The sequence below is a fragment of the Desulfomonile tiedjei DSM 6799 genome (assembly GCF_000266945.1).
Lineage (GTDB): Bacteria > Desulfobacterota > Desulfomonilia > Desulfomonilales > Desulfomonilaceae > Desulfomonile > Desulfomonile tiedjei.
Genome location: NC_018025.1, coordinates 2,037,451 through 2,062,734, shown reverse-complemented (window position 1 = coordinate 2,062,734; position 25,284 = coordinate 2,037,451). Strand labels below are relative to the sequence as shown.

The 25,284-nt window shown below is 48.7% G+C and carries 17 protein-coding genes; 9 read left to right on the top strand and 8 right to left on the bottom strand.

Annotated features, from left to right (window positions below; translation table 11 throughout):
* Positions 1 to 106 precede the first annotated feature (106 nt).
* The 7 genes from msrB to DESTI_RS08600 form a co-directional block, all read right to left on the bottom strand.
* Entirely contained in the window at positions 107 to 1,177 is a 1,071-nt protein-coding gene (msrB, locus tag DESTI_RS08630; RefSeq protein ID WP_014809583.1) for a peptide-methionine (R)-S-oxide reductase MsrB, read from the bottom strand.
* A gap of 13 nt (positions 1,178 to 1,190) precedes the next feature.
* Entirely contained in the window at positions 1,191 to 1,847 is a 657-nt protein-coding gene (msrA, locus tag DESTI_RS08625) for a peptide-methionine (S)-S-oxide reductase MsrA (RefSeq protein ID WP_014809582.1), read from the bottom strand.
* Positions 1,848 to 2,590: 743 nt separating this feature from the next.
* Entirely contained in the window at positions 2,591 to 5,155 is a 2,565-nt protein-coding gene (locus tag DESTI_RS08620; RefSeq protein WP_014809581.1) for an efflux RND transporter permease subunit, read from the bottom strand.
* 137 nt (positions 5,156 to 5,292) lie between these two features.
* Entirely contained in the window at positions 5,293 to 5,523 is a 231-nt protein-coding gene (gene tatA / locus DESTI_RS08615) for a twin-arginine translocase TatA/TatE family subunit (RefSeq protein ID WP_014809580.1), read from the bottom strand.
* 337 nt (positions 5,524 to 5,860) lie between these two features.
* On the bottom strand, positions 5,861 to 7,117 hold the full coding sequence (locus tag DESTI_RS08610; RefSeq protein ID WP_014809579.1) for an MFS transporter: 1,257 nt from the start codon (positions 7,115 to 7,117) through the stop codon (positions 5,861 to 5,863).
* The gene (locus tag DESTI_RS08605; protein WP_014809578.1) at positions 7,114 to 8,073 is read right to left on the bottom strand and encodes an MBL fold metallo-hydrolase; all 960 of its coding nucleotides are present in this window, start codon (positions 8,071 to 8,073) and stop codon (positions 7,114 to 7,116) included. Before DESTI_RS08605 ends, DESTI_RS08610 begins: the two co-directional genes overlap by 4 nt.
* 46 nt (positions 8,074 to 8,119) lie before the next feature.
* Positions 8,120 to 9,592: a pentapeptide repeat-containing protein gene (locus tag DESTI_RS08600; RefSeq protein WP_014809577.1), complete on the bottom strand. Its 1,473-nt coding sequence runs from the start codon at positions 9,590 to 9,592 to the stop codon at positions 8,120 to 8,122.
* A gap of 602 nt (positions 9,593 to 10,194) precedes the next feature.
* Here DESTI_RS08600 and DESTI_RS08595 point away from each other — a divergent pair.
* The 3 genes from DESTI_RS08595 (at position 10,195) to DESTI_RS08580 (ending at position 14,059) form a co-directional block, all read left to right on the top strand.
* Positions 10,195 to 11,169: an ABC transporter substrate-binding protein gene (locus tag DESTI_RS08595; protein ID WP_014809576.1), complete on the top strand. Its 975-nt coding sequence runs from the start codon at positions 10,195 to 10,197 to the stop codon at positions 11,167 to 11,169.
* A gap of 810 nt (positions 11,170 to 11,979) precedes the next feature.
* The gene (locus tag DESTI_RS08585; RefSeq protein ID WP_014809575.1) at positions 11,980 to 13,149 is read left to right on the top strand and encodes a site-2 protease family protein; all 1,170 of its coding nucleotides are present in this window, start codon (positions 11,980 to 11,982) and stop codon (positions 13,147 to 13,149) included.
* 394 nt (positions 13,150 to 13,543) lie between these two features.
* Complete coding sequence (locus DESTI_RS08580; RefSeq protein ID WP_014809574.1) at positions 13,544 to 14,059, top strand: PilZ domain-containing protein; 516 nt, start codon at positions 13,544 to 13,546, stop codon at positions 14,057 to 14,059.
* A gap of 428 nt (positions 14,060 to 14,487) precedes the next feature.
* Here DESTI_RS08580 and DESTI_RS08575 read toward each other — a convergent pair whose 3' ends face one another.
* On the bottom strand, positions 14,488 to 15,426 hold the full coding sequence (locus DESTI_RS08575; RefSeq protein ID WP_014809573.1) for a GDP-L-fucose synthase family protein: 939 nt from the start codon (positions 15,424 to 15,426) through the stop codon (positions 14,488 to 14,490).
* Positions 15,427 to 16,249: 823 nt separating this feature from the next.
* On the opposite strand from DESTI_RS08575, the gene DESTI_RS28600 reads away from it, so the two are divergent.
* The 6 genes from DESTI_RS28600 (at position 16,250) to pseI (ending at position 25,196) form a co-directional block, all read left to right on the top strand.
* Positions 16,250 to 18,691, top strand: a complete 2,442-nt coding sequence (locus DESTI_RS28600) for a PAS domain S-box protein (protein WP_014809572.1) — start codon at positions 16,250 to 16,252, stop codon at positions 18,689 to 18,691.
* A complete protein-coding gene (locus DESTI_RS08565; RefSeq protein ID WP_014809571.1) occupies positions 18,688 to 19,140 on the top strand; it encodes a response regulator in 453 nt (150 codons plus the stop codon). Before DESTI_RS28600 ends, DESTI_RS08565 begins: the two co-directional genes overlap by 4 nt.
* A 459-nt stretch (positions 19,141 to 19,599) precedes the next feature.
* Positions 19,600 to 20,808 carry a radical SAM/SPASM domain-containing protein gene (locus DESTI_RS08560; protein ID WP_169316376.1) on the top strand — a complete coding sequence of 403 codons (1,209 nt, stop codon included), beginning with the start codon at positions 19,600 to 19,602 and terminating at the stop codon, positions 20,806 to 20,808.
* A gap of 154 nt (positions 20,809 to 20,962) precedes the next feature.
* Positions 20,963 to 22,936: a glycosyltransferase family protein gene (locus tag DESTI_RS08555; RefSeq protein ID WP_014809569.1), complete on the top strand. Its 1,974-nt coding sequence runs from the start codon at positions 20,963 to 20,965 to the stop codon at positions 22,934 to 22,936.
* A 468-nt stretch (positions 22,937 to 23,404) separates the two neighbouring features.
* The gene (locus tag DESTI_RS08550; protein WP_014809568.1) at positions 23,405 to 24,172 is read left to right on the top strand and encodes a WbqC family protein; all 768 of its coding nucleotides are present in this window, start codon (positions 23,405 to 23,407) and stop codon (positions 24,170 to 24,172) included.
* Positions 24,150 to 25,196, top strand: coding sequence for a pseudaminic acid synthase (pseI, locus tag DESTI_RS08545; RefSeq protein WP_014809567.1), 1,047 nt, complete (start codon positions 24,150 to 24,152; stop codon positions 25,194 to 25,196). Before DESTI_RS08550 ends, pseI begins: the two co-directional genes overlap by 23 nt.
* Positions 25,197 to 25,284 lie beyond the last annotated feature (88 nt).

The window sequence follows — 25,284 nt, the reverse complement described above, 5'->3', positions numbered from 1 at the left end:
TGGGAGGCGGAGGTATCCTTCGTTCCGGACGACGCAAAGCCGTCTAATCACTACGCTCAGGACACTCCAGCCTTCCTTATCTTACGTACATAACTGCGAAATGGTATCACATCTCAACTTTCACATTTTCAAAAATGATCTTGTATTTACCATAGCCTTCTTTTTCAAGGTCATCTTTGGGCACGAAACGGAGCGCAGCAGAGTTCATACAATATCTGAGACCGGTTGGTTTCGGGCCGTCAGTGAAAACATGCCCCAGATGAGAATCCCCATGTTTGCTCCGGACTTCCGTTCGTGTCGTGAAAAAGCTTCTGTCCTCTTTTTCCACAATATTGTCGGGTTCCAGGGGTTTCGTGAAACTCGGCCATCCTGTACCCGAATCGTATTTATCCAGAGAACTGAAGAGAGGCTCGCCGGATACGATGTCCACGTAAATTCCCGGTTTCTTATTATCCCAGTATTCGTTCCGGAAAGCCGGTTCAGTGCCCTCTTCCTGAGTGACTTTGTACTGCAGCGGAGTCAGCTTATTCTTCAGATCGTCTTTGTTTGGTTTTTTGAATTCCAAAGCAGTCTGCTTCATTTCTGTTCCGTCCTTGTCCTGGTCCCAGACCTTAGCCAAATATTGATCCCTTCCGGATCTGAATCGATAGTACGAGTACCGAATAGGATTCTTCTTGTAGTAATCCTGATGATATGCTTCTGCCTTGAAGAAGGGCTTTTCCGGAAGAATTTCGGTAACAATAGGCTTGTCGAACCTGCCGGATTCGGCCAGAGCTTTTTTGGATTCTTCCGCCAGTTTCTTCTGCTGTTCGTCATGATAGAAGATTGCGGAACGGTATTCGGCTCCGCGATCGACAAACTGTCCGCCGGCATCGGTGGGATCTATTTGCCGCCAAAAAACATCGAGAAGTCGACCGTAAGGCACAATTGAAGGATCGTACGTGACCTGAACCGCTTCGATGTATCCTTTTCTCGCATAATCTTCGTACGTCGGATTTGCACCCTTTCCGCCCGTGTACCCTGATGTAACGTCCACTACACCATTGAGCTTCTCAAAAGGCGGTTCCATGCACCAGAAACATCCCCCCGCGAATATTGCTGTTTCATTCTTGGCCTGAACGCTCTGTACGGCTGCCAATAATATGAATATGCTCAAAAACATCAGTATTGGTTTCATGTGGCAAAAAACCTCATTTCTGGAACTTTTTCCTGGGCTCCACATATGTCATGAATTCGTCTATTGTTTCAGAAGACAGCCCCGCTTTTTCCAGCTCTTCTCGAAGAAATTCCGCCGTACCGTAGCCGTCGAGGTATGCATTTAACCGTGCGGCCGCAGTTGAATCGACAAAATCTTCGAATGATGGATACACCTCAAGAATTCTAAGCATCAATTCCCTATTCTGCTGGAGTCTGAACTTCTGATGATACGGTTCTGCGTTATAAAAAGCCGTTGCAGGAAGAATCTCCGTCACTATCTGACCGTTTCTTTGAGATGCTTCGCGATCTCGGGTCTTCTCGGCTAAAGCTTTCTGCTGTGCATTATGATAAAACACGGCTGCCTTGTACTGTCTCGACCACGCCCGTTGAGTGGGATCGTGGCTTCTCCAGAAGACATTCAGGATGTCTTCATACGAAATTTCTTTGGGATCGTAATCGATTTGTAGAGATTCCGTGTGATCGCCGAGACTGTGATATGTGGGACTGGGTTTTGTCCCGCCCGTATAGCCTACACGAGTACGAATGACACCTTTGATGCTCCCGAACCGGGAGTCAGGACCCCAGAATCAGCCTAAGGCAAAGGTGGCGGTTTCTATGCTTTGCTGCACAGGTGTTCCAACAGGCTGCACTGTCCGATCCGTTAATGCGCTTTGATCTGCAAAAGACATCGTATTTCCTTATAACTAGTTGAGATTATACTTTATCCTATACGTTAGACAGTGGTGACTCGGGAAGCAATACCAAACTCAAGTACTATCCGCTCAATGAGCCGATAGTACTTGAGTTTGGTATTGCTTCCAACAACTGGGATGCCGATTGCGAGGATTTGTTTCGGGATGCTATGGCCGTTGACTGTTCGATTGAAGATTAGCAATATTGGTGGATGCCAGCCTCCGTGCCGGCACTTCTTCAATATGATGAATGATATCAACAGAATGGACCGACGAGGACAGACTGTCTCAAAAATCGAAATTTATACCGATTCTCGAAAGTAATCACGGATTGTGAAGAGCAGTTCCCAGCAATTGGTAGCGCCGGCCTCCGTGCCGGCGAACAATTCACCAAACAAAGCAATAAGTTATCGCCGGCAGGGACGCCGGCGCTACTGATTCTTCCCATTGCAGGCATTGGATTCCGTCAAGACTTTCGATAACAGCTATAACCCAGATCGTGGCACGATTCTTGTGGATTCGAGAATTTTGAGACAGTTTCGGGACGCGGGACGCCGGTCCCCATCAATATCTTGTATTGGAGTGTCGGATCAACGGCAAGATTTTTGGCAATCGCTCCATTTCGCTGGCATACGCATTGTGATGAGAGAATCCTCAGTCGACAATGGAAGCGACAGCAACCTGTGGAAATATGATGCCGGTTAAGCGGCTTTCTGAGGTGAGAATCGCTGTAAGATTACTTTCAACAGGGCCGGCAATGTTACGAGAGTAAGAGGCACCGCAGAAAGCATGCCCACCACCATCGCCCAGCCCAGAAATTCCATGGAGTAATGCTCTGACGTAATCATCGCCACGAAACCGGCCATGATAGTCAAAGATGTGAGCACGGCGCGAGGGGTTACTCTCTTCATGGTTGTGGCCACTGTGCTGCCCTTTTCGTGAAGACTGCCCATTACGACGTGTATTCCATTGTGAATGCTGAATCCGAATACGAGAGGAGCAACGCAGACAATCGAAAACGGCAGCCCCAGGCCCAATAATCCCATGACCCCAAGAGTGATGGAGAAGGAGCCTATCATGGGCACCAGGCAAAGCCCTACCCCGAGCGGATTGGGAAAAACAAGATAGAACACGAGGATCAGCGAAACAAAAGCGTAGGATCCGAGCCGCAACAACTCACTCACGAGGCTCGAGAGCACTGCTTCCATCGTTTGCCGCGTTCCCGAAAGCTGTACATGAACCGGGAGATCGGAAAGAGCCTGCAGGAGTCTCGCGTCGGCAGCTTTCAATGCAGCGGAATCCGTTATGGTGTCAGCGTATCTGATCTGCGTCAAAAAACGTGTTTTGCCCCTAATCTTTGCCGTGTACCACGAACGTTCCAATGCGATTGTATCTGCACGGTCCCGGGATGACTCGGATTTGAGATCCGCAATCAGCGAGCCGATCGTATCAAAGGAATTCTCGGCCAGCTTTTCCGCAGAATCCGAGAAATCCGAGACCTGAAGACGATGGCTAAAGACGCTTTTGAGTTTTGGCCAAGAGTCAACGACCTGAGAAAGCGCAGCTATATTTGCATCTCGAATTTTATCAGGTGCCATCAGGTAGGATATGGAGTCAAACGAGGCTATCTCATGATGTTTGCTCATAAGGCCTTGAATCTTTTCATCAATACTGCGTTGGATGAACAGTCCTTCCTGGAAATCGTCTACGTCGAAGCTCAAGAGCGTAGGTTGAGAAAAATTCGAGTGAAATTTACCGGAAATCTTCTGGGACACTGCCATGGATTCCATGTCTCGAGCGAGAAACACCTTGAACAGGTCTTTTTCATAGCTGACCCGAGCCGCAAAAAAGACGCTGCACCCCACAACAACAAACGATATGACGATAATGGCGGCCGACCTGCGATCGAACATCCGGGCAAGGATTCCAAACGAAACCTGCAGCCTGGGAAACAAGTCTCTCTTGAATCCTGAAAGGAGCTTTGCCAGTGCAGGTACAAGGAAAAAAGTGGACAGCATAGTCAAAGCCAGACCGGCTGCACCGAAAAAACCGAACTGGACCAACGCAGGTTGTTTTGAGAAACAGAGACACAGGAACGCGATAATGCCTGTCACGGCTCCTAACATAACCGGAGGTCCGGTTTGCTCGTATGCAGTAAAAATCGACTGTTCGAATAATCCGCTTACTTCGTATTCCTCTCGGAAACGTCCCCAGAGATGTACCCCGTATTCCGCTCCCAGTCCCAACAAAACCCCTGTGGCTCCCATGACGACAGGATTCACTTCGGAGTAGGCAAGAAACAACATGCCGTAATTCGGTCCAATTCCGGCCAGAAGAGGGATCATCAGAATAAAGGAAGATACAATGCTCCGGTAAATCGAGAGAAAAATACTAGCGACCAATGCGAATGAAACCAGGAGCAGAGTGGATGTTTCTTTGTCGAAAATGACATCCGACTCATACTGAAAAGCGGTTTTTCCCGTCAAGTACCAGCGCAAATCCTCAGGCCGGTCTATAACTGGGGACGACTTCGAGAGCTCGGCAAGTTTCTTTGGCATAAACCTGTTGAAGCTCTCCACCAGTTCTTTTGCCTTTACCACATCCGAGCTTGGGAATTCAGGTGTTACCTGAATGAGATACATAGTGCTGTCAGGACTTGAAATGAGGAGAAAAAGATCACCCAGACTGATAGCGCCGATGCGACGCTCCATGGCTTTTGAGACAAACTGTCCCAGCTCGAGCGGATCTTCGAGCAGCTTCCTTTGGATATAAGGATTTTCAGTTAGAAACAGGCGGTTGCGAGTTCGTCTCACCGCATCGCTGATTCCGTCCGGACTGAGAATATTCTGGATGCCTTCGCGTTCCCGAGGGCTCATCCCGAGAAGGAACTGTTTGAACAGCATCTCCACCTGAGCCTGATCGTCAGGGTCGAGCAGCCTATATCGGACTCGCTTCACACCGGGAATTTCCCCAATGGACTCACCAAGACTACGGATGAACGGCAGTCTCTTGTCACCGGGCGGTTCGGGGAACTGAAGAACTACAATAAGGGAATCCTGCTCTCCGAAAAATTCAGTGTTCTCCCGGGTAAGATTAATGATAGGATTCGATTCTCCCACTCCCGCGAGGAGATTCGTGCTCTGTACGATGAATGGTATGGTGGCAAAACCTGCTACGGAAATCAGGAAGAAAATCGCAATTACCGACCGCGGATACTTCAGTGACAATCCGGCAATGCTGCGCAATAGAAGAATTACTAATTTCATCTGATATATATGCCTATTCGCAATTTTACGATCCCGGTTCCGAAGGATACAAACGAATTCATATAACAATACGAGAGCGACTCATTTGTCATTAATTCACGTTCTTTGCTCATGATCTCGAAAATATAGACAGCAGACTATTTCGGTTCGATTTTGTCTTTTGCAGTACCGGATTCCCCCTTTGCAGTGGTGGAATCCAGTTGCGGAGGAGGAGTTGTGGGAGCGATCTGTGTGTCATCTTCCTCCATGTTTTTCTTAAAAGATCGGATTCCTTTTCCGAGTCCACTCATGATTTCGGGAATTCTTTTTGCTCCAAAGATAAGAACCACAATGAGCAATATTATTACAAGTTCTTGCATACCAAGCATTTCACGATCTCGCTTTCAGATAGGTGTGCGTGAAGGGTTCATAACACTTTGCATTCAAAATCCCCCCATTCCCCCCTTTATAAAGGGGGGTGAGAGGGGATTTTCGTCCAACTTTGAAAGCAAATTGATATGAAAATATCGAGCACATTCGGACGCCAATCTCGGCAAATCGGCTCGTCCATGACGACCCGTTGGCTGTCTTCTCTCGTTGACTTATGACCGAGTAATTTCTTCAACGATTCGCCTCTCTAGGAGCTTACCAAGCCTTCAGGCACATGTCAATTTCCGGCCGAACCGCGGGAGTGGCTTGTGGTAATAGACCAGGTGTGTTCCCGATTCAGCTTCTCTTTTGCTTCAAAACGTTGCTGTCCTGAACAGGATAATACACTGCGACGACTAGGGCTATGCTGAATCCGCCAATGAGCCAAAGCGCTCTGAAGTCCTCGGGACACGTCAATTTTGCCGGTTCCGGTCCCACCGCGATACCAAGAATGTGAGTGATCACCCCTGCCCCCAGGACTGTAAAAAGATTGACTGCTGTCAGAGCACGAGCAACCATGTCGGGCGGAAGCAGTTCTTTCATGTGAGCATACGCGATATTTCCCGGAGCAGAGCAAAAACCCAGCCCAAACATGGTCGTCATGACCAGCCACATCGGAACGGGTTTCGTCCACAAGACTATTGAAAAGGTAAGAAGACACATGAGAGACATAGAGAGTATCACGACTTGCCGTCGGGAGCGAAGCACCAGATCGCTCAAAGACCCTCCTAACGGAAGAGCGATCATATAACCCAGTCCCATGACAAACAGTGCGTTTCCAGCGGCAATTTCAGTAAGCCCGAGACCGTAGATGAGAAAAGGGGCAATCCACAAACCTTGTAGAGCGGCAAAATACCCGTACCGCACAAAGCTGCACAGACTGATGGCCCAGTAACCGTAAGAACGAAACAGGCTGTAAAGCCCGTTTTCCATTTCGCCGGATCTGACCGTTTTTGGAGCACTGCCGGGAGGTCTTTCTCGGGCTATCAGGAGAAATATGACAACTACTGCGGCATTCAGCAGTGCGAATACCAGGAAGCTGGATCTCCACCCGATCCAATGATTCATCAGGGCAAGAGGAGTCGCTGCGAGAAGATTACCCAGAACCCCTATGGATACCACCAGACCCGTAAGAAAACCAAATCGATTCACGGGAAACCACGCAGCGAAGAGCGTCAGCAGCACCATGAGGTTGCCACTTACCCCGATGCCCAGCAACGTGCGTGCAACGATCAGATGATTGGGAGTCTCGCCGACAGAAAAGAGAATCGCCCCGGTTACTCCGAAAGTTGATAGAACCAATAGTGTTCTTCTGGTTCCGTATCGATCGAGTGCCACTCCCATGGGAAGCTGACTGAATGCAAATGCATAGAAGAATACTGCGGAAAGATCGCTGAGCTGGCTGCTCGTAAAGCCCAGGTCGTGCACGAGAGAGGGGCTAATTACCGCAGTGGATACCCGGTAGAACATGGATATCACGAAATTTATGCTGCCGACCACAAAGATGGCCCATCGTCGCATGCTATGTGGGGCAGGATCTGTGAGGCTTGTCATGAATTCGCAACTGCCGGAACGTAGTTGTATGCCGAATTCCCCGCACTGATGCGAACAGCTTCTCCGATGGATTCAAGACGCTCCAGATGAAAACGAACGGAGGATACGGCCCAGAGCAAATCGATACCCTGCTCGACACCGAATAGCCGAGACGCGATGGCATACGGTGACTGGGGGGCTTCAGAATTCTGCAGTATTTCTTTTACCTTGGCAGTGCGTCTATCGTGATATTGTCGGATTCTCTTTATGCGATTCTTGAAATTCGCGTACGATGAACCATGTCCCGGATACACGCGGCGAACAGGCAAATGCACGAGCATATCCAGTGATGCCAAATGCGTGGAAAGAGGTTCCATGGAGGAACTTGGATCGACATAAAGCTCGTCGATGAGACTGTCTCCCGAAAAGAGATCTCCGTTCGCTTCATTCAACAAACACGTAGACCCCGGACTGTGACCGGGTGTGTGAAGAACCCGAAGGTTGAAATCGTCAAATTGGATCGATTCTCCGCCGTTGAGCGGGACACATTCAGCAGCATGGCTCATGAAGGTGCTGAAACGTTCGGACAGGGGCTCGAGTGCTTCAGCTCTTTTTTCTTCCGGACAGCCCGTCTCCAGGAGTATCCGATCGAAAGCAGCGATCTTCGATTCGATTGTTTCCTTATCGGTTAACAGCTTGGTTTGATCGTCCGCGTGGACCAATATCTCGGCGCCACTCAGATCGCGCAATTTGCCTGCGAGGCCTGCGTGATCCATGTGGCCGTGTGTGGCTACTACCCTTCGAAGTCCGGAAGCAGCACCGCCGGAATTACGAATGCCTTCAACCAATGATTCGTAACACTCGGGAAGATTGAGTCCGGTATCGATTAGCGTCGGAATAGAGTCTTCAAAATAGTAGCAGTTCACCCATTTTACCGGGTAAGGTATAGGTACTTGGATTATATGAATTATTGTCATCGTCTTATTGCTGTAACCAGATTCGCCCCTCAGGAAAAACGAATCGTCATGCTTCTTTTTTCTTGAGTTTGATACCTTTCACAGCGGTTAATTTTGCTCCTCTCATCTTGGTCCCCGAGATCTTGACTCCCGAGAAATCCGTGTTGTCAATGAAAGCCCAAGAGAAATCGGTTCCGGTTAAATTGGCGTTCACGGCTGCCACTTGGGACATCGTTACTCCGGAAAAATTGGCGTTCGTGAAATCTGCCGCAGACACATCAGCATCTTTGAAGGATGTGTTTTGAAGGTCAGCAGAGACGAAGATCGTAGCAAGCGCAATAACACGGGTAAGATCTCCATCCCGGAAAGAAGCTTTACTCACGTTCGCGGAGCTGAGGTCCGCCCGTTCGAGCTTTGCCTTGAAGAAGTTAGCTTCTTGCAGGTTTGCTCCTTGCAAGACCGCTCCCGAAAAATCAACCTTCTCGCCGGATGCCTGGGAGAAATCGGCATTTTGGGCTGCGGCTTTCTGAAAGTCTGCTTCCTGGAGATTTGTTCTGGTGAGTACCGCTCCCTGCATCTGGGCATTTGAGAAATTTGCGCTTACGAGTATGGATTTTGAAAAATCGGTTTCGACCAATTGTGATGATGAGAAGTTTGCCCCGGTCAGATCCGAATCACGCACAGCCGCTCCAGACAGGTCGCAGTTGAATCCCTCAGCTCGGATAAGCTTCGATCCGTTCAGGTTCGTTTTTGGGAGTTTGGCGTTCGTCAATTTTGCGCCCGACAGGTTCGCTGCAGACAAATCTGCGCCCGTGAGATCCGCTCCGGCAAGATCCGCCCCCGAAAGATTAGCCTCCTTGAGATTCGCGTTCACAAGTGTTGCCCCGATTAGCTTGGCATCAGAGAGATCTGCCCGTTCGAGATTTGCTCCGGTAAGATCTGCCCGTTCTATTCTTGCTTTGGATAAAACACCCCAGGAGAGATCGGCTTTGGTGAGCTTGTTTCCGCTCAACTGAATTCTTGACATATCGGAGGACGTCAATACTGCCTCCGAGAGATCGGCTTTCGTGAAATTCGCTTTCGAAAGCTTGTTGCCGGCCAGGTTTGCGCAATTAAGATTTGCACCGGTAAAATTGGCCGTATCGATTATTGCTTTGCTCAGATTTGCCCTAAAAAGGTTGGCTTCCGTCAAATTACAGTCACTGAGTGTGGTACGGGTCATATCCGTATTGGAAAGATTACATCTTGAAAAAATACCCTTTTTCAGACACGAACCTTCCAGTTTGCTCTTGGAAAGATTCGATCCTGAAAAATCAGCTTCAGTGAGATCGATCTCGGAAAGATCGGCTTCTGCGAGATTTGCGCCATATAATCGCATCTTGCCAACTTTTTTCAGACCTAATTTCGTTACGGCCATTTGAAGCAGTGATGCATCCGATCCAAAATGCACCGCCCGCTGAACGAGCTCTTTCAGGGAACTCGCTTTTCCCGAGAAAAGAACTTCGCCAGTTTTTTCGTGCTTAATTTCGAATTTCGGCAACTTAGCTCTCCCGAACAGTTGTTCGCAAGGATTATAGCATAGGAAGTCGGGAAGAGAAGAACATTTCTGGTTCCGGAGCAATGCTTCAACAGTGCGCGTTCGTTTTTCGAATCTTTGCTCCCTGAATGAAATATTTTTCGCGAAAAATCAGCCCGCAGATCGAAGATTCGCCAAATAATGCTCAAAATGCCAACATTCTGTTCATGCTGTTGGATTACCCTTCTTCAGGTGCAATTCGACTGCAATGTTTCAAATTGACTTGACACGGAATGGGATGGTACGGTTATAGGACCGTATTCTGCTTATCGTGTTGACAGTTGTGCTGCATTATACCGATGCGCGACCAAAACTTCGGTTGAATCCGGTCCTGGCATGTCTCCGAAGCGAAATCAGGCCCCGCCGTTCGCAGCGGAGGAGACTTGCCGGGACCAGCCAAGAATGTTCTTTCTCAGTATTCCTGCGTGAAAGGGCATTCGGTATTAGGTCCTGAGAGGTAAACATTCGGTGCCCTTTTCGGAGTCCCGGGGTTAGTTTTATCCCTCAGATCCATTCTTACTTAACCTATTGAAATTGCACACTGCCGTATCGTTTAGGAGGCTATTATGAGTCAGAAGAGACGGATGAGAGGCTTTTTGGCGCTTACCACTTTGTTGGCCGCCGTTCTGGTACTAGGAAGCTCCGCGGCCTGGTCTGCCGAGAAGAAAGTGGTATTGATGTGGGTGGGAAAAGCGGCAATGGCTAAACGCGTTTCCACAGGTTTTATATGGGGAATGAAGGAATTGGCACCCCAGGTCGAGTTGGTTCAGTATCGAGATCTCGATAGTATGAATAGCGCAGAGAAGATCTTCAATGAAGCCCAGACCGGCTCGAACGGGATCATATTTCTGCGTTCCAATGGGGCCGAGTTTCTCGGTAAACTGGCTTCCCCCCCGAAAGTCCCTTGTTTTGTCGGGGGATGCAACAATCCCACAGAGCTTGGAGCCGTAACGAACCTTAACGCTCCTGAAGGAATGATAACGGGAGTCACCTATTTCATCCCCTACCCCAAACGATTTGAAGCAATACGGTCCATTTTTCCCAATGTAAAGAGTGTCTGCCTTCTCGTCCAGAAAGGCCACCCATCGACACCTATCGAGCAAGCAGGAACAAAGGCTCAATGCGAACGTTTCAAGATAACCTATAATGAAGTCGTTGCAGAAAACGTGACCCAGTTGGTGGAAGGGGCTAAGCAACAGGTAAATCGGGTGGATTTATTCATCATCAGCACTACTGCCCTGGTGTTAGATAATCTCTCCAGCATTCAGGGCGTTGCCAACCCGGCAAAGAAGCCGATCTTTTCCTATGCGGGCGATCGAGCGGAAAAGGGGGCGACAGCGGAAATGGCCGCGAATGATGAAAAAATGGGAAAAATGCTGGCCGAATCGGTGGTCGAAGTAGTTGTGAAAGGTATCCCGATTTCCAGGGTACCAGTAAAACTGGACACGGACCCTGACATTATCATAAACGAAACTGTGGTGAAGGCATTGAACCTCACCATTCCGAGTGAAGTCCTAAAACGGGCAAAAATCGTAAAGTAGTCTTGTTCTGATTCCGCAGCAGATCTTGCGGAAAGTCGGAAATTCCAGGTGTCTTGTGTGCTCCGGGAACGTGAGATTCCTCAATTAAAACCGATTGTACCGGATTGGAATAATTGGGGCGGGCGTCTCTGCATGGTCGAACTGGTTCATCCATTTTGAAAAATGTGCCGGCACGGAGAGACGGTCTCAGAATCCTCGAATGCAGACAAATCGTGCCACGATTCGCCATCCCTGCAGGGCAGACAGCGCAGCTAATGTAGAATGCGATGACCAGCGGGAATCGCATCAGTCGAGGTCTTTCTCGACCGATGCGGTTCGCTTCGCTTACCACATCGCTACGTGAGCTTCAATTACGTCGGGAAGATGACGGAAACTTCGTGCCACGATCTGGGGTACTTCGATTTTTGAGATACTTTCCGGAGGCACGGAGGCGGCACCCACCAATTTTCGAGAAGCGCTTTTCGCAATCGGACAACAATTCTGACATCTGCTATAGTCGCGGGGCGAAAATTCGGGCTGCCGCGTTTTGATTGAGAATCTCGTCCTTCAGCACGGAACAAACTTTTTTTGTAGCCTCCAAGAACGCTTCACCTTATCCGCGGGAATAGTCTCCGACTACGATAAGTAAATGGCAAAGCTCCTTACTTCAATCTTAACGGATACACGAAACGAGCACCCTTGGAATTCCGGTGACAAGCAGGTCATCTTGACAGATTCGATGCGGGGCCAAACAATAGAGGTAAGTACTTTTTGAACGATGAGTCGTTCTTCCCGGACTTGATTCACATTTGCTGAACGGGGGTTGTGTCGATGACGTCAAGCACTCAGGAATCTGCATTGGAGCCCACTGAGAGTAGACCTTCTCAAGGAGCTATAAAGCTTTTCAAAGTCTTTGGGATCACTATTTCCCTGGAGTATTCCTGGATCGTCATATTTCTCCTCGTACTCTGGAGTCTGTCCAGCGGCTATTTTCCCTTTTATTATCCGGGATACACCACGCTGGGGTACTGGATCATCGGTTTTTTTGCGACCGTTCTCTTCTTCTCGAGCATCGTTACCCACGAGCTTGCACATTCACTGACCGCAATACGATCCGGCATTGAAATAAAAGAAATCACGTTGTTCATATTCGGGGGAATTGCGAAAATTTCCCGAGAATCCTCAGACCCCCAAACAGAATTGAAGATCGCTGCTGCAGGACCTCTGTGCAGTCTCGTTATTGCCCTGATTTTTTGGGTACTAACAAAAATTGTGACCGGCGGGCCTCTCTTCGCAGTTTTCAATTATCTCGGGTGGATCAATGTTGCCCTGGCAGTGTTCAATTTGGTCCCCGGATTCCCTCTGGATGGCGGTCGGATCTTGCGAGCGCTCGTGTGGTGGCGCACGGGCTCACTCACCCTCGCGACCAAATGGGCTTCCGACATTGGTGTGGGGTTTGCCTGGGCTCTCATGATTCTGGGCGGGCTGCAAATCTTTACCGGATCGCTCGTAGGGGGATTCTGGTTAATTCTCATAGGTATGTTCCTTCGAGGGATAGCTGCCGGCGGCTATCAGGAGGTTCTCATGCAACAGGCTCTGAGAGGCGTCTCAGTGCAGGAGGTGATGGTCAAAGATGTTGTAACTGTACCTGTCGATTTGCCGTTGAACCAGATTGCAGAGCAATACTTTCTGAAATACGGGTACGGTGGATTTCCGGTCGTCGAGAACGGCCGGCCCGTGGGAATTATCAATCTGGCGCAACTCGGCGAGATCAACAATGAAGATTTCCATCTTAAGACAGTGAGAGACATTATGGTCCCCCTGGACGCAGATAGAATAACGTCCGAATCGGCTTCGCTCGTTGACGCACTTCGGAAAATGCTGCAAACCGGGTCGGGAAGGCTGGTAGTCATGGATGGTGACCGCATGACCGGCATGATTACCAGGAACGGTCTCATGAGATTTATGGAACTCCGAAGCATATTGGAGAAAGCAAGCTGATGAGAGTAGATTTTCTGCTCATGCCTGCGAATCGTCCGTTTTGCACGTTTTATCGGCAGAGCGGGTGAACGTCTCAATATAGTTGCAGGGGCAAAAAAATCGGAATTCGGAACCAGATAGCCAATCTGGTGTCGATTCGGATAAGAGCTTATCTCAAATCTTTCAAACTGAATGTAGGGACTGCTTGTTGTCCTTAAAAGTGTGAAAGAACTTTTTAAAGGCGCGGTTCCGATTTGACCATGTTTTCAGTTGAATTTTCTCGCTCGGTGCCTCAGAATTACGCTGTGAATTCTCCGACCCTCATGAGCTTGGTATCAAGCGAGAGAATCCCCGTAATTGTTGTCCTGTATCACCGAGGTGACGAAAATTGCTGCTTCACCCAAGGAGTCCCGGAATGAACCCGAAACGTAAGATCAAGGCCAAAGAGATTATCAGTGACATTCGAACCGGAATGGCAGCTTCCGAATTGCTGGAGAAGTATCAATTCAACGCAAAGAATCTCAGAACAATCTTTCAAAAACTTCTGGAAGCCAGGGCCATGAGCAAGGATGAACTGAACACACATACGTCGCTGCATGACGGTTCTACTCAGGGGCTCAGGCGACATCCGCGGAAACCAATGGTCTTTCCCCTGAAGATTTATGACGGTGGCGATCCTTTTAAATCCGGAACCGTGAAAGACGTTTCGGAAAAAGGAGTATGCATCGAAGGTATCGATGCAACCGTTGGTGACGTTAAGAATTTCATCATCCGTTTTGGTGCGTTTGGCGACAGTTCCACAATGGTTTTCGAGGGCAAATGCCGATGGGTGGACAGACATCCCATGACAGGAAGAGTCGCTTTCGCAGGATTTGAAATTACTTACATCTCATCTTTGGATTCAGGGGAATTGAGAAAGCTCATCGACTGAGTCGCGATTAGCGGAGAGCTTCCAACGCTCTCGAAAGCCGTTAATCTGCGACATATGCTGCACCGGAAGACACACTTCAGAGAACCGCATAATTTCATTCAATAATGCTTGAGTACATTTCTTGACGAATTTTTTGGCGGCATCCTACCATGCCGAAGATGGTGCCTTATAGTAAGTGCCAAAACTAATGTCTGATTCAGAAAAAGAACATTGGTGGGTGTCGGCCTCCATGCCGGCACATCTTCAATATTAACAATATGATATCACTTTGATGGACCGGCAGAGACGCCGGTCCCTACCAATATCCTGTAATTCACACGCGGGATATGCCACAGAATTTTTGGCTCCGGACGACGCAAAGCCGCCTAATCACTGCGCTCAGGACACCCCTGCGTTCGCTATCTTATGTGCACAACAGCCAAATGGTATCAGCCGGATCCTGCAACGTTGTCAAGGAACCACTGATAGGTCTTCTCGAGTCCTTCTCGTAGCGCAGTAGAGGGTTGCCATCCCATTTTGGCGATCTTGCTCGTATTGAGCAATTTCTGAGGTACTCCGTCCGGCATGTCGTCATTAAACGTGAATTCTCCTCTGTAACCGATCACCTCTCCTATAAGGTGTGCGAGATCCCTGATTGTCACCTCTTTTCCTGCTCCCACATTGATTATTTCACTGGAATCATAATTTTCCATGAGGAATAAACACGCGTCTGCGAGATCGTCGACGTACAGGAATTCGCGTCGCGGATTTCCCGTGCCCCAGATTTCCACAGATTCTGCTCCAGATTCTTTTCCCGTATGAATCTTTCGGATGAGCGCCGGAATTACGTGCGAATTCGATGGATCGAAGGTGTCCCCGGGACCGTACAGGTTTGCCGGCATCAGGGAAATAAAATTTGTCCCGTATTGTCGGTTATACGATTGGCACATGAAGATTCCGGCAATTTTGGACAATGCGTAAGCTTCATTGGTCTTCTCCAGGTATCCGCTCAGCAAATATTCCTCTTTTATGGGTTGGGGAGATTTCGCCGGATAAATGCAGGAACTGCCCAAGAATAGGAGCTTTTTTACACTATGTTGGCATGACGCATGAATCACGTTTGTTTGAATCATGAGGTTGTCATAGATGAAATCAGCAGGATAGGTCAAATTGGCATAAATTCCTCCGACCTTTGCTGCAGCAAGAAACACGAGGTCCGGTTTGAGTTCGCTGAACATGTCCATGGTTCTGCGCTGGTCGCGCAGATCGACTCGAGACTTCGGACCTACCAGGAGATAACCGTCACGCTTGAGTCTACGAGAGATTGCCGAGCCAACCATTCCTGTGTGTCCGGCCACATAAATTCTCTGTTGAAGGGGGTCTTGCATTGAGAATTCGCCTGTCGAGAAGAGTTGTGTAAAGTCAAATTTCAACGGACTTTTTGGATCCTGCCGCAGGAAAACCGGACTCTGTTCACCGTTCTCCAGGGTTCGAAAACGCACAGGAGTATACAATATCGGAATGTCAATTCAAAGGGAAAGCCTTCCAGTGTACGGTTTATTAACGTGTCTCCATACGGGAAGAACATGGGTCGGGCAGCCGTTCAGTCATGAGCGGGCACGCCCTGGGAGGGCGTCCCGATGCCACGGGTGTAACCCGTGGACGGCGGCACGCTTCAAAGCATAGTTGAGCGACCCTGAAAGAGTCGACCAACAAGCAGTAATGCTCAAATATCGTCGGTCGCCCCCTTCAGGATCTTTAAGACAAGGGATTTCCCGTATCGCTCCCGTGGGTTTGCGAGACTGTCTCAAAAGATGAATACTGGATCTGCCATAAATTGCGCATTTGGTGTCTCTCTTGTTCTCTTTCATTTCCACTCAAGATGACTATTGTGATGGGCATCCACTCCTCATTAAGAGAGAGAAGAATCAGAATGACATTTAGAATCTCCAGTGGTGCCGCGGAGCGGGACATGCGGCAGATTGCATCGTTTGTCGGTGGGATAAGGGAAAATTGACAGTTGATTGCCAACCAGCGATGAGGTATGTTCCTATTAATAATAGGGTAATTCTTGTCTACCAGAAAATTTTGGTACCGCCGATGCTTGCCTCATCGAAATTTCTCGGGAAGAGAGGCCAAGTAGCGGCAGTTAAAGCGAATCAGGTCGTAAAAGGTTACCATTCCTAATTAGAACGTCAGGCTGGGAAAGTTATGAAAACCCGGAAAAAAGAGCATGGGATAGTCCAAAAAGAACCACTCGCCTTACGCCGACTGCCTGAGAAAAATGAAAAGACGAAACAGACTCGGGTGCAAGCAAGATTGTCCGGCAGGAAAAGCGAGACTGTTTTGCGAGCTCTCGTAAGGGATCTCTCCGATCCATCGGCATTGTATGACAAGCACGGACATGTTTTGTTTCTCAATTCGGCTTTTACTGCAGCTTTCGGTTGGTCCCCCGAAGAAGCGATCGGAATGATCATCGAGGATGTCCCTGAAGATTTTACTTCCCAGACCGATGAGATGATCGAGATTTTGATGAGAGGAGGCTCGGTTCCGACCTTCGAAACCAAACGGATCACTCGAGAAGGAACGATACTGGATGTTCAACTCAGTTCCGTGCCCTTCAGAGACGATGAAGGAATGCCTGCCGGATACATGATCACATTCCGTGATATTACTCACAACAAAACTGTTGAGACAGCGCTGAAGGCGGATGAGGAAAAATATCGTATCCTTTTTGAGCAAAGTGCCCACATGACCTTTCTTGTGGACCCGCATTCCGGAAAAATTGTGGACTGTAATGACAAGGCTCTCAAGTTTTTGAGCTGTAGTCGGGGAGACCTGCCCAAGCACGGCATTCCTGAAATTCAGGCGATCTTTGCCACAAAAGAGATTCTTCAGGACTTTGTCGAAACGCTTGATCGGCATCACGGAGCTTTTAAGACCAGGTTGCCGATGAGTACCGGAGAGGTCAGAGATTTTGTGGTGGATCTGAAATCCGTTATCACACAGTATGACAAATTGGTTCAAATTACGGCTCGAGACGTTACAGATCAGGAGAAAGCCGAGCAGGTTCTCCTGGAGAGCGAGATGCGGTTCCGCTCTCTTGTCGAAGACATACCAAATATTGCCGTTCAAGGTTATAATGCAGATAGAGAGGTAATTTTTTGGAATTCCGCCAGTCAACAACTTTACGGCTATGCGAAAGAAGATGTCATTGGTAAGAAGCTGGAAGAATTAATTATTCCCCCTCGTATGCGCGAGCAGGTTGTCAGCGCGATTGAGAACTGGATCAAATACGGTAAACGCGTGCCTCCTGGAGAATTGGAATTGATGCACAAGAGCGGGACGGTAGTACCCGTATTCTCCAGCCACGTAATGTTCGAAAACATACATGGCGAAAAAGAGATGTACTGCATTGATGTCGATATTGCCGAACGCAAGCAGGCAGAAGCGAAGATAAGGCTGCTCAATGCAAATCTCGAAAGAAAAGTAGTCGAACGAACGGCACAACTGGCCGTACTGAACGAAAGACTCAAGAAGAAGATCGAAGAACACGAATTCACGGAAGCAGCTCTTGTCGAAAGCGAGCAGCAATTCCGATTGGTGTTCGAAAACAGTATTGATGCCCTGTTGCTTGCAAGGATTTCGGACGAACAAATCCTGGCTGTAAATCCGGCCGCTTGCCAGATATTCAATCGTTCGGAACAGGAAATGTGTTCGCTGAAGCTCTCCAATTTAATGGATGAATCCGATTCGAGACGTACTTCCTTCCTGGAAGAGAAGATAAATAAAAGGAAAGCGGTGGGTGAACTGAATTGCCGCCGTGCGGACGGAACAGTGTTCCCCACAGAAATATCGGAAAGCATTTTTTGCGATCCAAAGGGCGATGGACTATCTGTCGTGGTAATTCGGGACATTACGGATCGCAAACGGAATGAAGCACTCCTGCAAATGCGGACGGAAGACCTGACCCGCTCCAATCAGGATCTCGAACAGTTTGCGTATATTGCATCGCACGATCTTCAGGAGCCGTTGCGCAATATTGTGAACTGTCTGCAACTGATCCAGAAAGAACACGAGGGTGGGTTAGGAAAGACTTCAAATGACCTGATAGGCTATGCAGTAGATTCTGCCAAAAAGACCAATGCTCTTATCAGAGACTTGCTCGCGTATTCTCGAATCTCTACTCGCGGCGACTCACTGGAAATCCTCGATACCGAAGAAGTTCTGAAGCAAGCCCTTCTCAATTTAAGAACACTCATAGATGGGAGTGAGGCAACGATCACTCACGATGCGTTGCCTCCGATTCATGCCGATTCAATACAGATGATACGGGTATTTCAGAATCTCATCGGGAATGCGATAAAATATCGGACTGCCAAACCGCCGAGAATTCATGTTTCTGCCAGTCGGTCGGGGAATGAATGGATTTTTTCGGTCAAAGACAACGGTATAGGGATCGACAGCGATTACTTCGATCTGGTGTTTGTAATATTCCAGCAGTTGAATGGTCAAGAACGGTTTGATGGCACCGGCATGGGACTCGCCATTGTCAAGAAAATCATCGAACGGCATCGCGGACGCGTATGGGTAGAGTCTGAACCAGGAAAAGGATCCACTTTCCTTTTCACTATACCGGATAGACAGCCATGACCATGGATTTTCCTCAAGCGGATACCGACACGCTTGAAATTCTGGTGGTCGAAGACAATCCTGTGGACATTCACATGATGCGACAGGCAATCCTGACGTGGGAGATCAAAATCAACCTGCGTGTGGCACGTCATGGTGAAGAAGCGCTGAATTACCTGTTCCGGAGAGGCGATTACGCCGAAGCCGTCAAGCCGCATCTGGTTATATTGGATCTGAATCTTCCGAGAAAAAACGGACGCGAAGTCCTGGCTGAGATACGGAAGGTCCCCGCCACCTCAGATATTCCTGTCATTGTGCTGACTACTTCGGACGCGGAAAGCGATGCCCGGATCAGCTTTGAACTAGGAGCCAGTCTTTTCTATCGCAAACCAGAGGACTTGGACGCATTTCTTGACGTAATGGCTTCGATTCAGGATTTCTGCCGCACTCTACTCAACCCGCCATCCTGAGAACATTCGATTCAGCTTGGATTCCATTAATTTCGTATGCTATTTTGGCGATCGTTTCGCCTGTGATACGATGACGCTATGAAGAAAACTCGGAGAAGGACTGTGTCCTTAGTTCAGCAGAGAGTCAGTCTAAGATTTCTGGCAAAGACCTTCCTGGTCCGGCGAATGAAGGCCAATGCGAATCAGGTAGGGGCATCCCTCGTGGGTGCCCGGTAGTGACCGGCCTCCGTGCCGGTCATTCCGGGTGGGCAGGCACGAGACCTGCCCCTACCGTGGCTGTACCCGCGATGCCAAGACCACCACGTCAGTTGATAAGGCTGATGCTTCAATTCGAACCTGAGCTAACGACATAATCCATTCAGGGATAACTTTGCAGGAGTCTCTCTCCCCTATTCTTCATCAATACAAAATCGAATCAATCATGTTTCGTGCCTGATTTCCATGAGAATGGGGAACGGCTTGCTGCAACTGATAAAAAAAATCGTCCCGAGACCTGTCAAAGAAAGATTCTACTTTACTCGATGGTATCGATACTATGCCCGATACAACACGAGAAAGCAGGCAAACCTCAACAGGATTGCGGATATTATAGAAAGTCTCGAAAACCTGAATCTCCGGGAATATCTGAAGCAGACAGTCCCTCTGGGCGATCCGACAAAGCCGATCCCTGTGCCCCGGGAAATTGTGCTGGAGATCAACAATACCTGCAACATCGATTGTGCCATGTGCCGGACGTCACTCTCCACCAGACCCAAAGGTCTTATGGATCCGGATCTTTTCGAATCTATTACGGACAAGCTCTCGAAATTAAGAATCAACATCAGTTCACTCCATACTATCGGCGAACCGCTTGCAAACAGGAATCTCGCGGACTACCTGAAAATATTGCGTAAGAAGAAGCTCCGTGTGGGCTTTCTTTCGTCGAACTTCTTGCTGGGTGAAAAGCAGCTCGACACCATCTTCGAATTTCGGGATGTTATCGTCAGTATTCGTCCTTCCATCGATGCTGCAAGCAAACCCACGTACGAAAAAATTCGGTGCGGTGGAAAATGGGAACAGTTCCAACGATCTCTGCTGGCTTTCTCCAAGAGAAATGCTGCGAGTTCATCGCCTTTTCCGGTATCGGTGCATAGCATTGTGTCACAGGACAATTTTCACGAACTCGCGTTCATTCCCCTCGTTTTTTCCTATCTGACCGGCCCGGAAAATTTCTCGTTCGGGTTCATCAATTCACTTGCGCCTCAAAACGAGTATTTTCTCGAAAAAAACTATTTGGATGATTTCTCGTTAAATATGCCGTGCCATCAGCTCTGGGGCGGATTTCACATATTGAGAGACGGGAGTATCAGCGCGTGTTGCAGGGATTATCATGGAGAACTAATTTTCGGAACTGTCCATGAAGATCTGGAATCGGCTTACAACAATTCAATTCTCGGAAAGATGAGAAACGCTTCATTCGAGGGCTTGGCACAGGAGCTGCCTCCCGCGTGCAACACCTGTTATCTTGTCGATCCGAGACTCTCGGATTTGTTGAATGCCATTTTCGGGTATTTCTTCCTGATAGTGAGAAAGCATCCCGCATATCTGCAGAATGCTCTTCATGATATCGGAAAGAGCATGAAAACAAAGGACTTCAGATCCATAGTCGCAATCGTTCAATCGCTTTGATTTGCGGTCTGCATCCCATGATACCATTTCGCAATTATGCATATAAGATGGCGAAGGCTGAGGTGTTCTGAGCGGAGTGATTAGACGGCTTTGCGTCGTCCGGAGCGAAGGATACCTCCAGCCTCCCAGATTATGACAAGAAAAGCGAATCGATATGACTGATTTTCAGGTGCCCGGAAAAATACACACTATTATCGATCGCATTCCTCTAGCCGCTTTGATCGGATTTCTGTTCTGCGTTTTTGTCTCCGCATTACCGGAGTTGGCCCCCATAATGAGGCCCGTTGACGGTCACGTCTGGACCCCTGTTAATTCGCAGCGTTTCCGTTCGGGTGATACGTATCAGTACGGGGCTCTGGTCATGGGAGCCGTCAAAGGAAACCTCCTGAGTGGAAGTCCCACAGCAAAAGAGAAGTCACAACGAGGTTCCATAGAATTATTGAAGGTTGTGTCGACTGCGCTTGCAGCGGTCCCCTCCTGGATCGCATCGGATAGGCGTGTCTCCATCGTCATTAGCCGCTGCATTTTCCCGGGGATTATCTTTCTCCTGTGCTATTTATTACTGCGGCTCTTCTTGGACAATCCAAGAGTATGCGTGTTTGCGGCATTATATGTTCTCTTCTATTTGCCGTCATGGTACATCTTTACGTCCTCCCCTGAAATCATGAAACCGCTCAAGGTATTCCTCGGATATTGGGCTGTTATTCTCACGGTAAACGAGTACGATTACAGCACTAATTTCAGGTTTCTTGTCACCTCTGTGTCGAGCTGCGTCTTTCTCGCAACCATGTGGAGTTTCGTTACCCTGGAGCGGCGGCAGACATGGTGGGCATTTTTCCTTGCTCTCATCTTATCTGTTGCGCTGGCCTTCAATTATCCTCCGCAGACCATTGTGGGGTACTTGATACTCGCTGGACTGACAGCGATGTTCTTCCTTGAAAAAGAACCGCGAAAGGGATTCGAGTTCTTCGGTTTGGGACTGAGTATCTTGGCAGCACTGGCGCTGATGAATTATCCGAATCTTGTTCTCAGCTATTCAAGCGACACGAACTCATTCGGCTCTATCTGGAATATCTCCTTTTCGGAACTGCGGGAGGGTGCTACATTTTTCGACGCTCTGTTCCTTTTTGTGAAATACGCTTTGATAATCGCTGTGTCTCTCTATGCTGCAGGAAGTAATCGGGAATTGCGCCGTTGGCTGATCGTACTTGGATCGATCGGGCTCGTGTTTGTTATTCTCGATCTTTTCGCGAGCAACTCGTTGGTCTCGTACCGGCTTTTGTACAGGGCTCATTCCCTGGTATGGCTATGTTTTGTTGCAGCAGCCTTCATCGGATGGCTTAGTCGATCGTCTGAGCAATGGATTGGATCTGCTCTGTGGAAAAATCGACTTAAGAGAGCCGTTTCCGTCTTATCGATTCTTCTGGTCATTGTCGTTCCGCTCGTGGGATTTTCCCAATTTGCATGGAAAAATCTTCAGGATTCAAGTCATTATCTCGAAGATGGACAATACGGAGCATACCAATGGTTACGAGAAAACAGCCCAAAGGGTTCAGTCGTCCTGGCAATGGATTGGGACGATGTTAATTTGATCCCCATGTACACTGATAATTACTTGTTCTTCGGGCATTTGATCGTGGATAATAGGAGTCCGGCCGAGGAAGTCGCTCGATATTTGAAAGCATGGAATATGCTTGGCTTGCCGGACTCCCGGCTGAAAAGACTCGTGAATGAATCGGTTGCGCATGCTTCGGATCTCATTCGATATTGGCCGCTCTACGGAATGAGCCGCCCGCAATCTTTCGATCGGGTTGCGTTTGAGAGCGCAATGTTTGTGTACGGTCTTGTATACTGGCCGTTCATTGGAAGCCTCGATGGCGTTCCTCTCGCTGAAAAGGACGGCCGCCGTGTAGATTTCGATTTCGTCAAAAAAGTCATTGGCTGGTATGACGGCCGAATCTGGAGAACGTTAGGCCAAACGGAGTGCGACTACATCCTGGTTTCGGACCTTTACTGGGGCGAAGCGGGCAATTTGAGGGAAAACCCGCATTTGAAACTCGTTTATCAATCATCGTGTCGGAAGATTTTCCAGGTGATCTCACCGCGTGTCATTCCGGAATGCGAGTAAAACCTATTGTAAGAAGTTATTTTTCGGATGCGATCTTGAGACGGGGTTCGAACGCGAAGGATGCTGGTGGAGCGAAGCGAACCGCATCATTGATTCCAGAGCGTTTGATGGCTGTCATTGCGAGCAAAGCGAAGCAATCTCCTGAAGGTACAGGCACAAATCGGGAGATTGCCACGTCGCTTCGCTCCTCGTAATGACAATCATCAAATTTGTTGTAAATGGTGGATTCGTTCCATCAACATAGGTCGGCAGAGACGCCGACCCCTACCAGGAAAGTTGAGAGCGGATGCCCTTATTTTAACGTTTACGGGGAGTACAGTTCCTTTACCCCTCTTTTTTAGGGGGGCTGAGGGTTTTCGACGGACTACCCGGACCGAGTTCTGATCGTTATTTTTGGCAATCGTTATATCTGTCTCCAAACAAAACGATTGCTCCCCGATTTCTCTTCTGTCAGACGGGAGAACATCTGTGAACGATGAGATCACCTGTGTTGTGATGCAACCGACGTACCTTCCGTGGCTGGGCTACTTCGACCTTATGGACCAGTGCTCCGTGTTTGTATTTCTCGATAATGTTCTCTTTTCCAAACAATCGTGGCAGCAGAGAAACCGTGTGAAGACGTCCCGAGGTTTGGAATGGTTGACGGTTCCCGTTCGGAATAAAGGAATCCCCAAACAGTATATTTCAGAAGTGGAAGTGATCAGATCACCGGCTTTTCCCAAGGATCATATTCGTTCAATTGAACTTAATTATGCAAGAACACGTCATTTTGCCACTTTTTTCCCGGATTTCCGCGACCTCTTGAGTGCACCGGAGAAATCTCTCTGTCGGCTGAACATCGAACTTGTCACGTGGGTGGCAAAGATACTTGGCATCAAAACTACGTTGGTGCTGGCATCCGAATTGGGTGTCACCGGCGAACGTTCCCATCTCCTGGTCGATCTTTGTAAGCGAGTCTGCGCAAGGACGTATCTCTCCACGTTCGGATCGCTGGCCTATCTGTCCCAGGAATACGGAATTTTCGATGAACATGGTGTGAAGCTTTTGATTCACCACTATGAGCATCCTGAGTACAGGCAACTGTTCAAGCCTTTTATTCCGTATGCTTCAGTCATCGATCTGTTGTTCAACGAAGGTGAACGTTCCCTTGAAATTATCAGATCGGGTCGCAAGAATTCCTTCAGCATCGAAGAAGCATTATCGAGGTCAGGCAATGTACCATCTCAATGTGAATGATCGTTCCATAGGAACAGACCGACAGGTCTTCATCGTAGCGGAATTATCGGCAAATCATTGCGGGAGTCTTGATACTGCATTACGACTCATTGAGGAAGCTCGCAAGGCGGGAGCTGATGCTGTCAAGGTGCAGACCTATTCACCGGATACAATGACCATTGACAGCAACAAAGACTATTTTCAGATCAAAGGAACATCATGGGAAGGAAGAAGCCTCTATGATCTTTACGGAGAAGCGTGCACTCCGTGGGAATGGCATCCCCAACTGAAACGTTGTGCCGAAGAAATGGGGTTGGTGTTTTTTTCAACGCCTTTCGATCTGACAGCAGTGGATTTCCTGGAAAAGCTGAATGTGCCCTGCTACAAAGTGGCTTCCTTTGAACTGGTGGATCATCCTTTGCTCGCAGGAATCGCGGCAACAGGGAAGCCGGTGTTCATGTCCACAGGAATGGCTACTTTGGCGGAAATAGATGAGGCTGTCCGTGTTCTTCGTGCAGCAGGGAACGTGCAAATGGCTCTGCTCAAATGTACCAGCGCCTACCCTGCTCCTCCGGAAGAAATGAATCTTCGCACCATCCCGCATTTGGCTGAAGCGTTTCACGTGCCGGTGGGCTTGTCGGATCATTCACTCGAGCTTGCTCCTCCCGTGACTGCTGTGGCTCTGGGAGCGTCCATCATTGAGAAGCATTTCACGCTTTCGAGAAATCTCGGAGGAGCAGATCGAGCATTCTCTCTCGAGCCCCATGAGTTCAAGGCAATGGTCGATGCCGTGCAAACCGCAGAAAAGGCACTGGGCAGAATCAGTTATGATGTAAACGGGAAAGAATTGGAAAGCAGAGTATTTCGAAGATCTCTCTTCGTTGTTGAAGATATGAAAGCAGGTGACACTTTCACTGAGCAAAACGTGCGTTCCATCCGACCGGCTCACGGACTCGCCCCCAAATATCTGCCGGAAATTCTGGGACGCCGCGCTGCCACTGACCTTGAGCGAGGCACTCCTCTTGGTTGGAACGTGGTAATCTGATTCTAGGTACGCGGAAAAAAATGTATTGAGAACCATTTCGCAGTTATGCACATAAGATAGCGAAGGCTGGGGTGTCCTGATACCAATG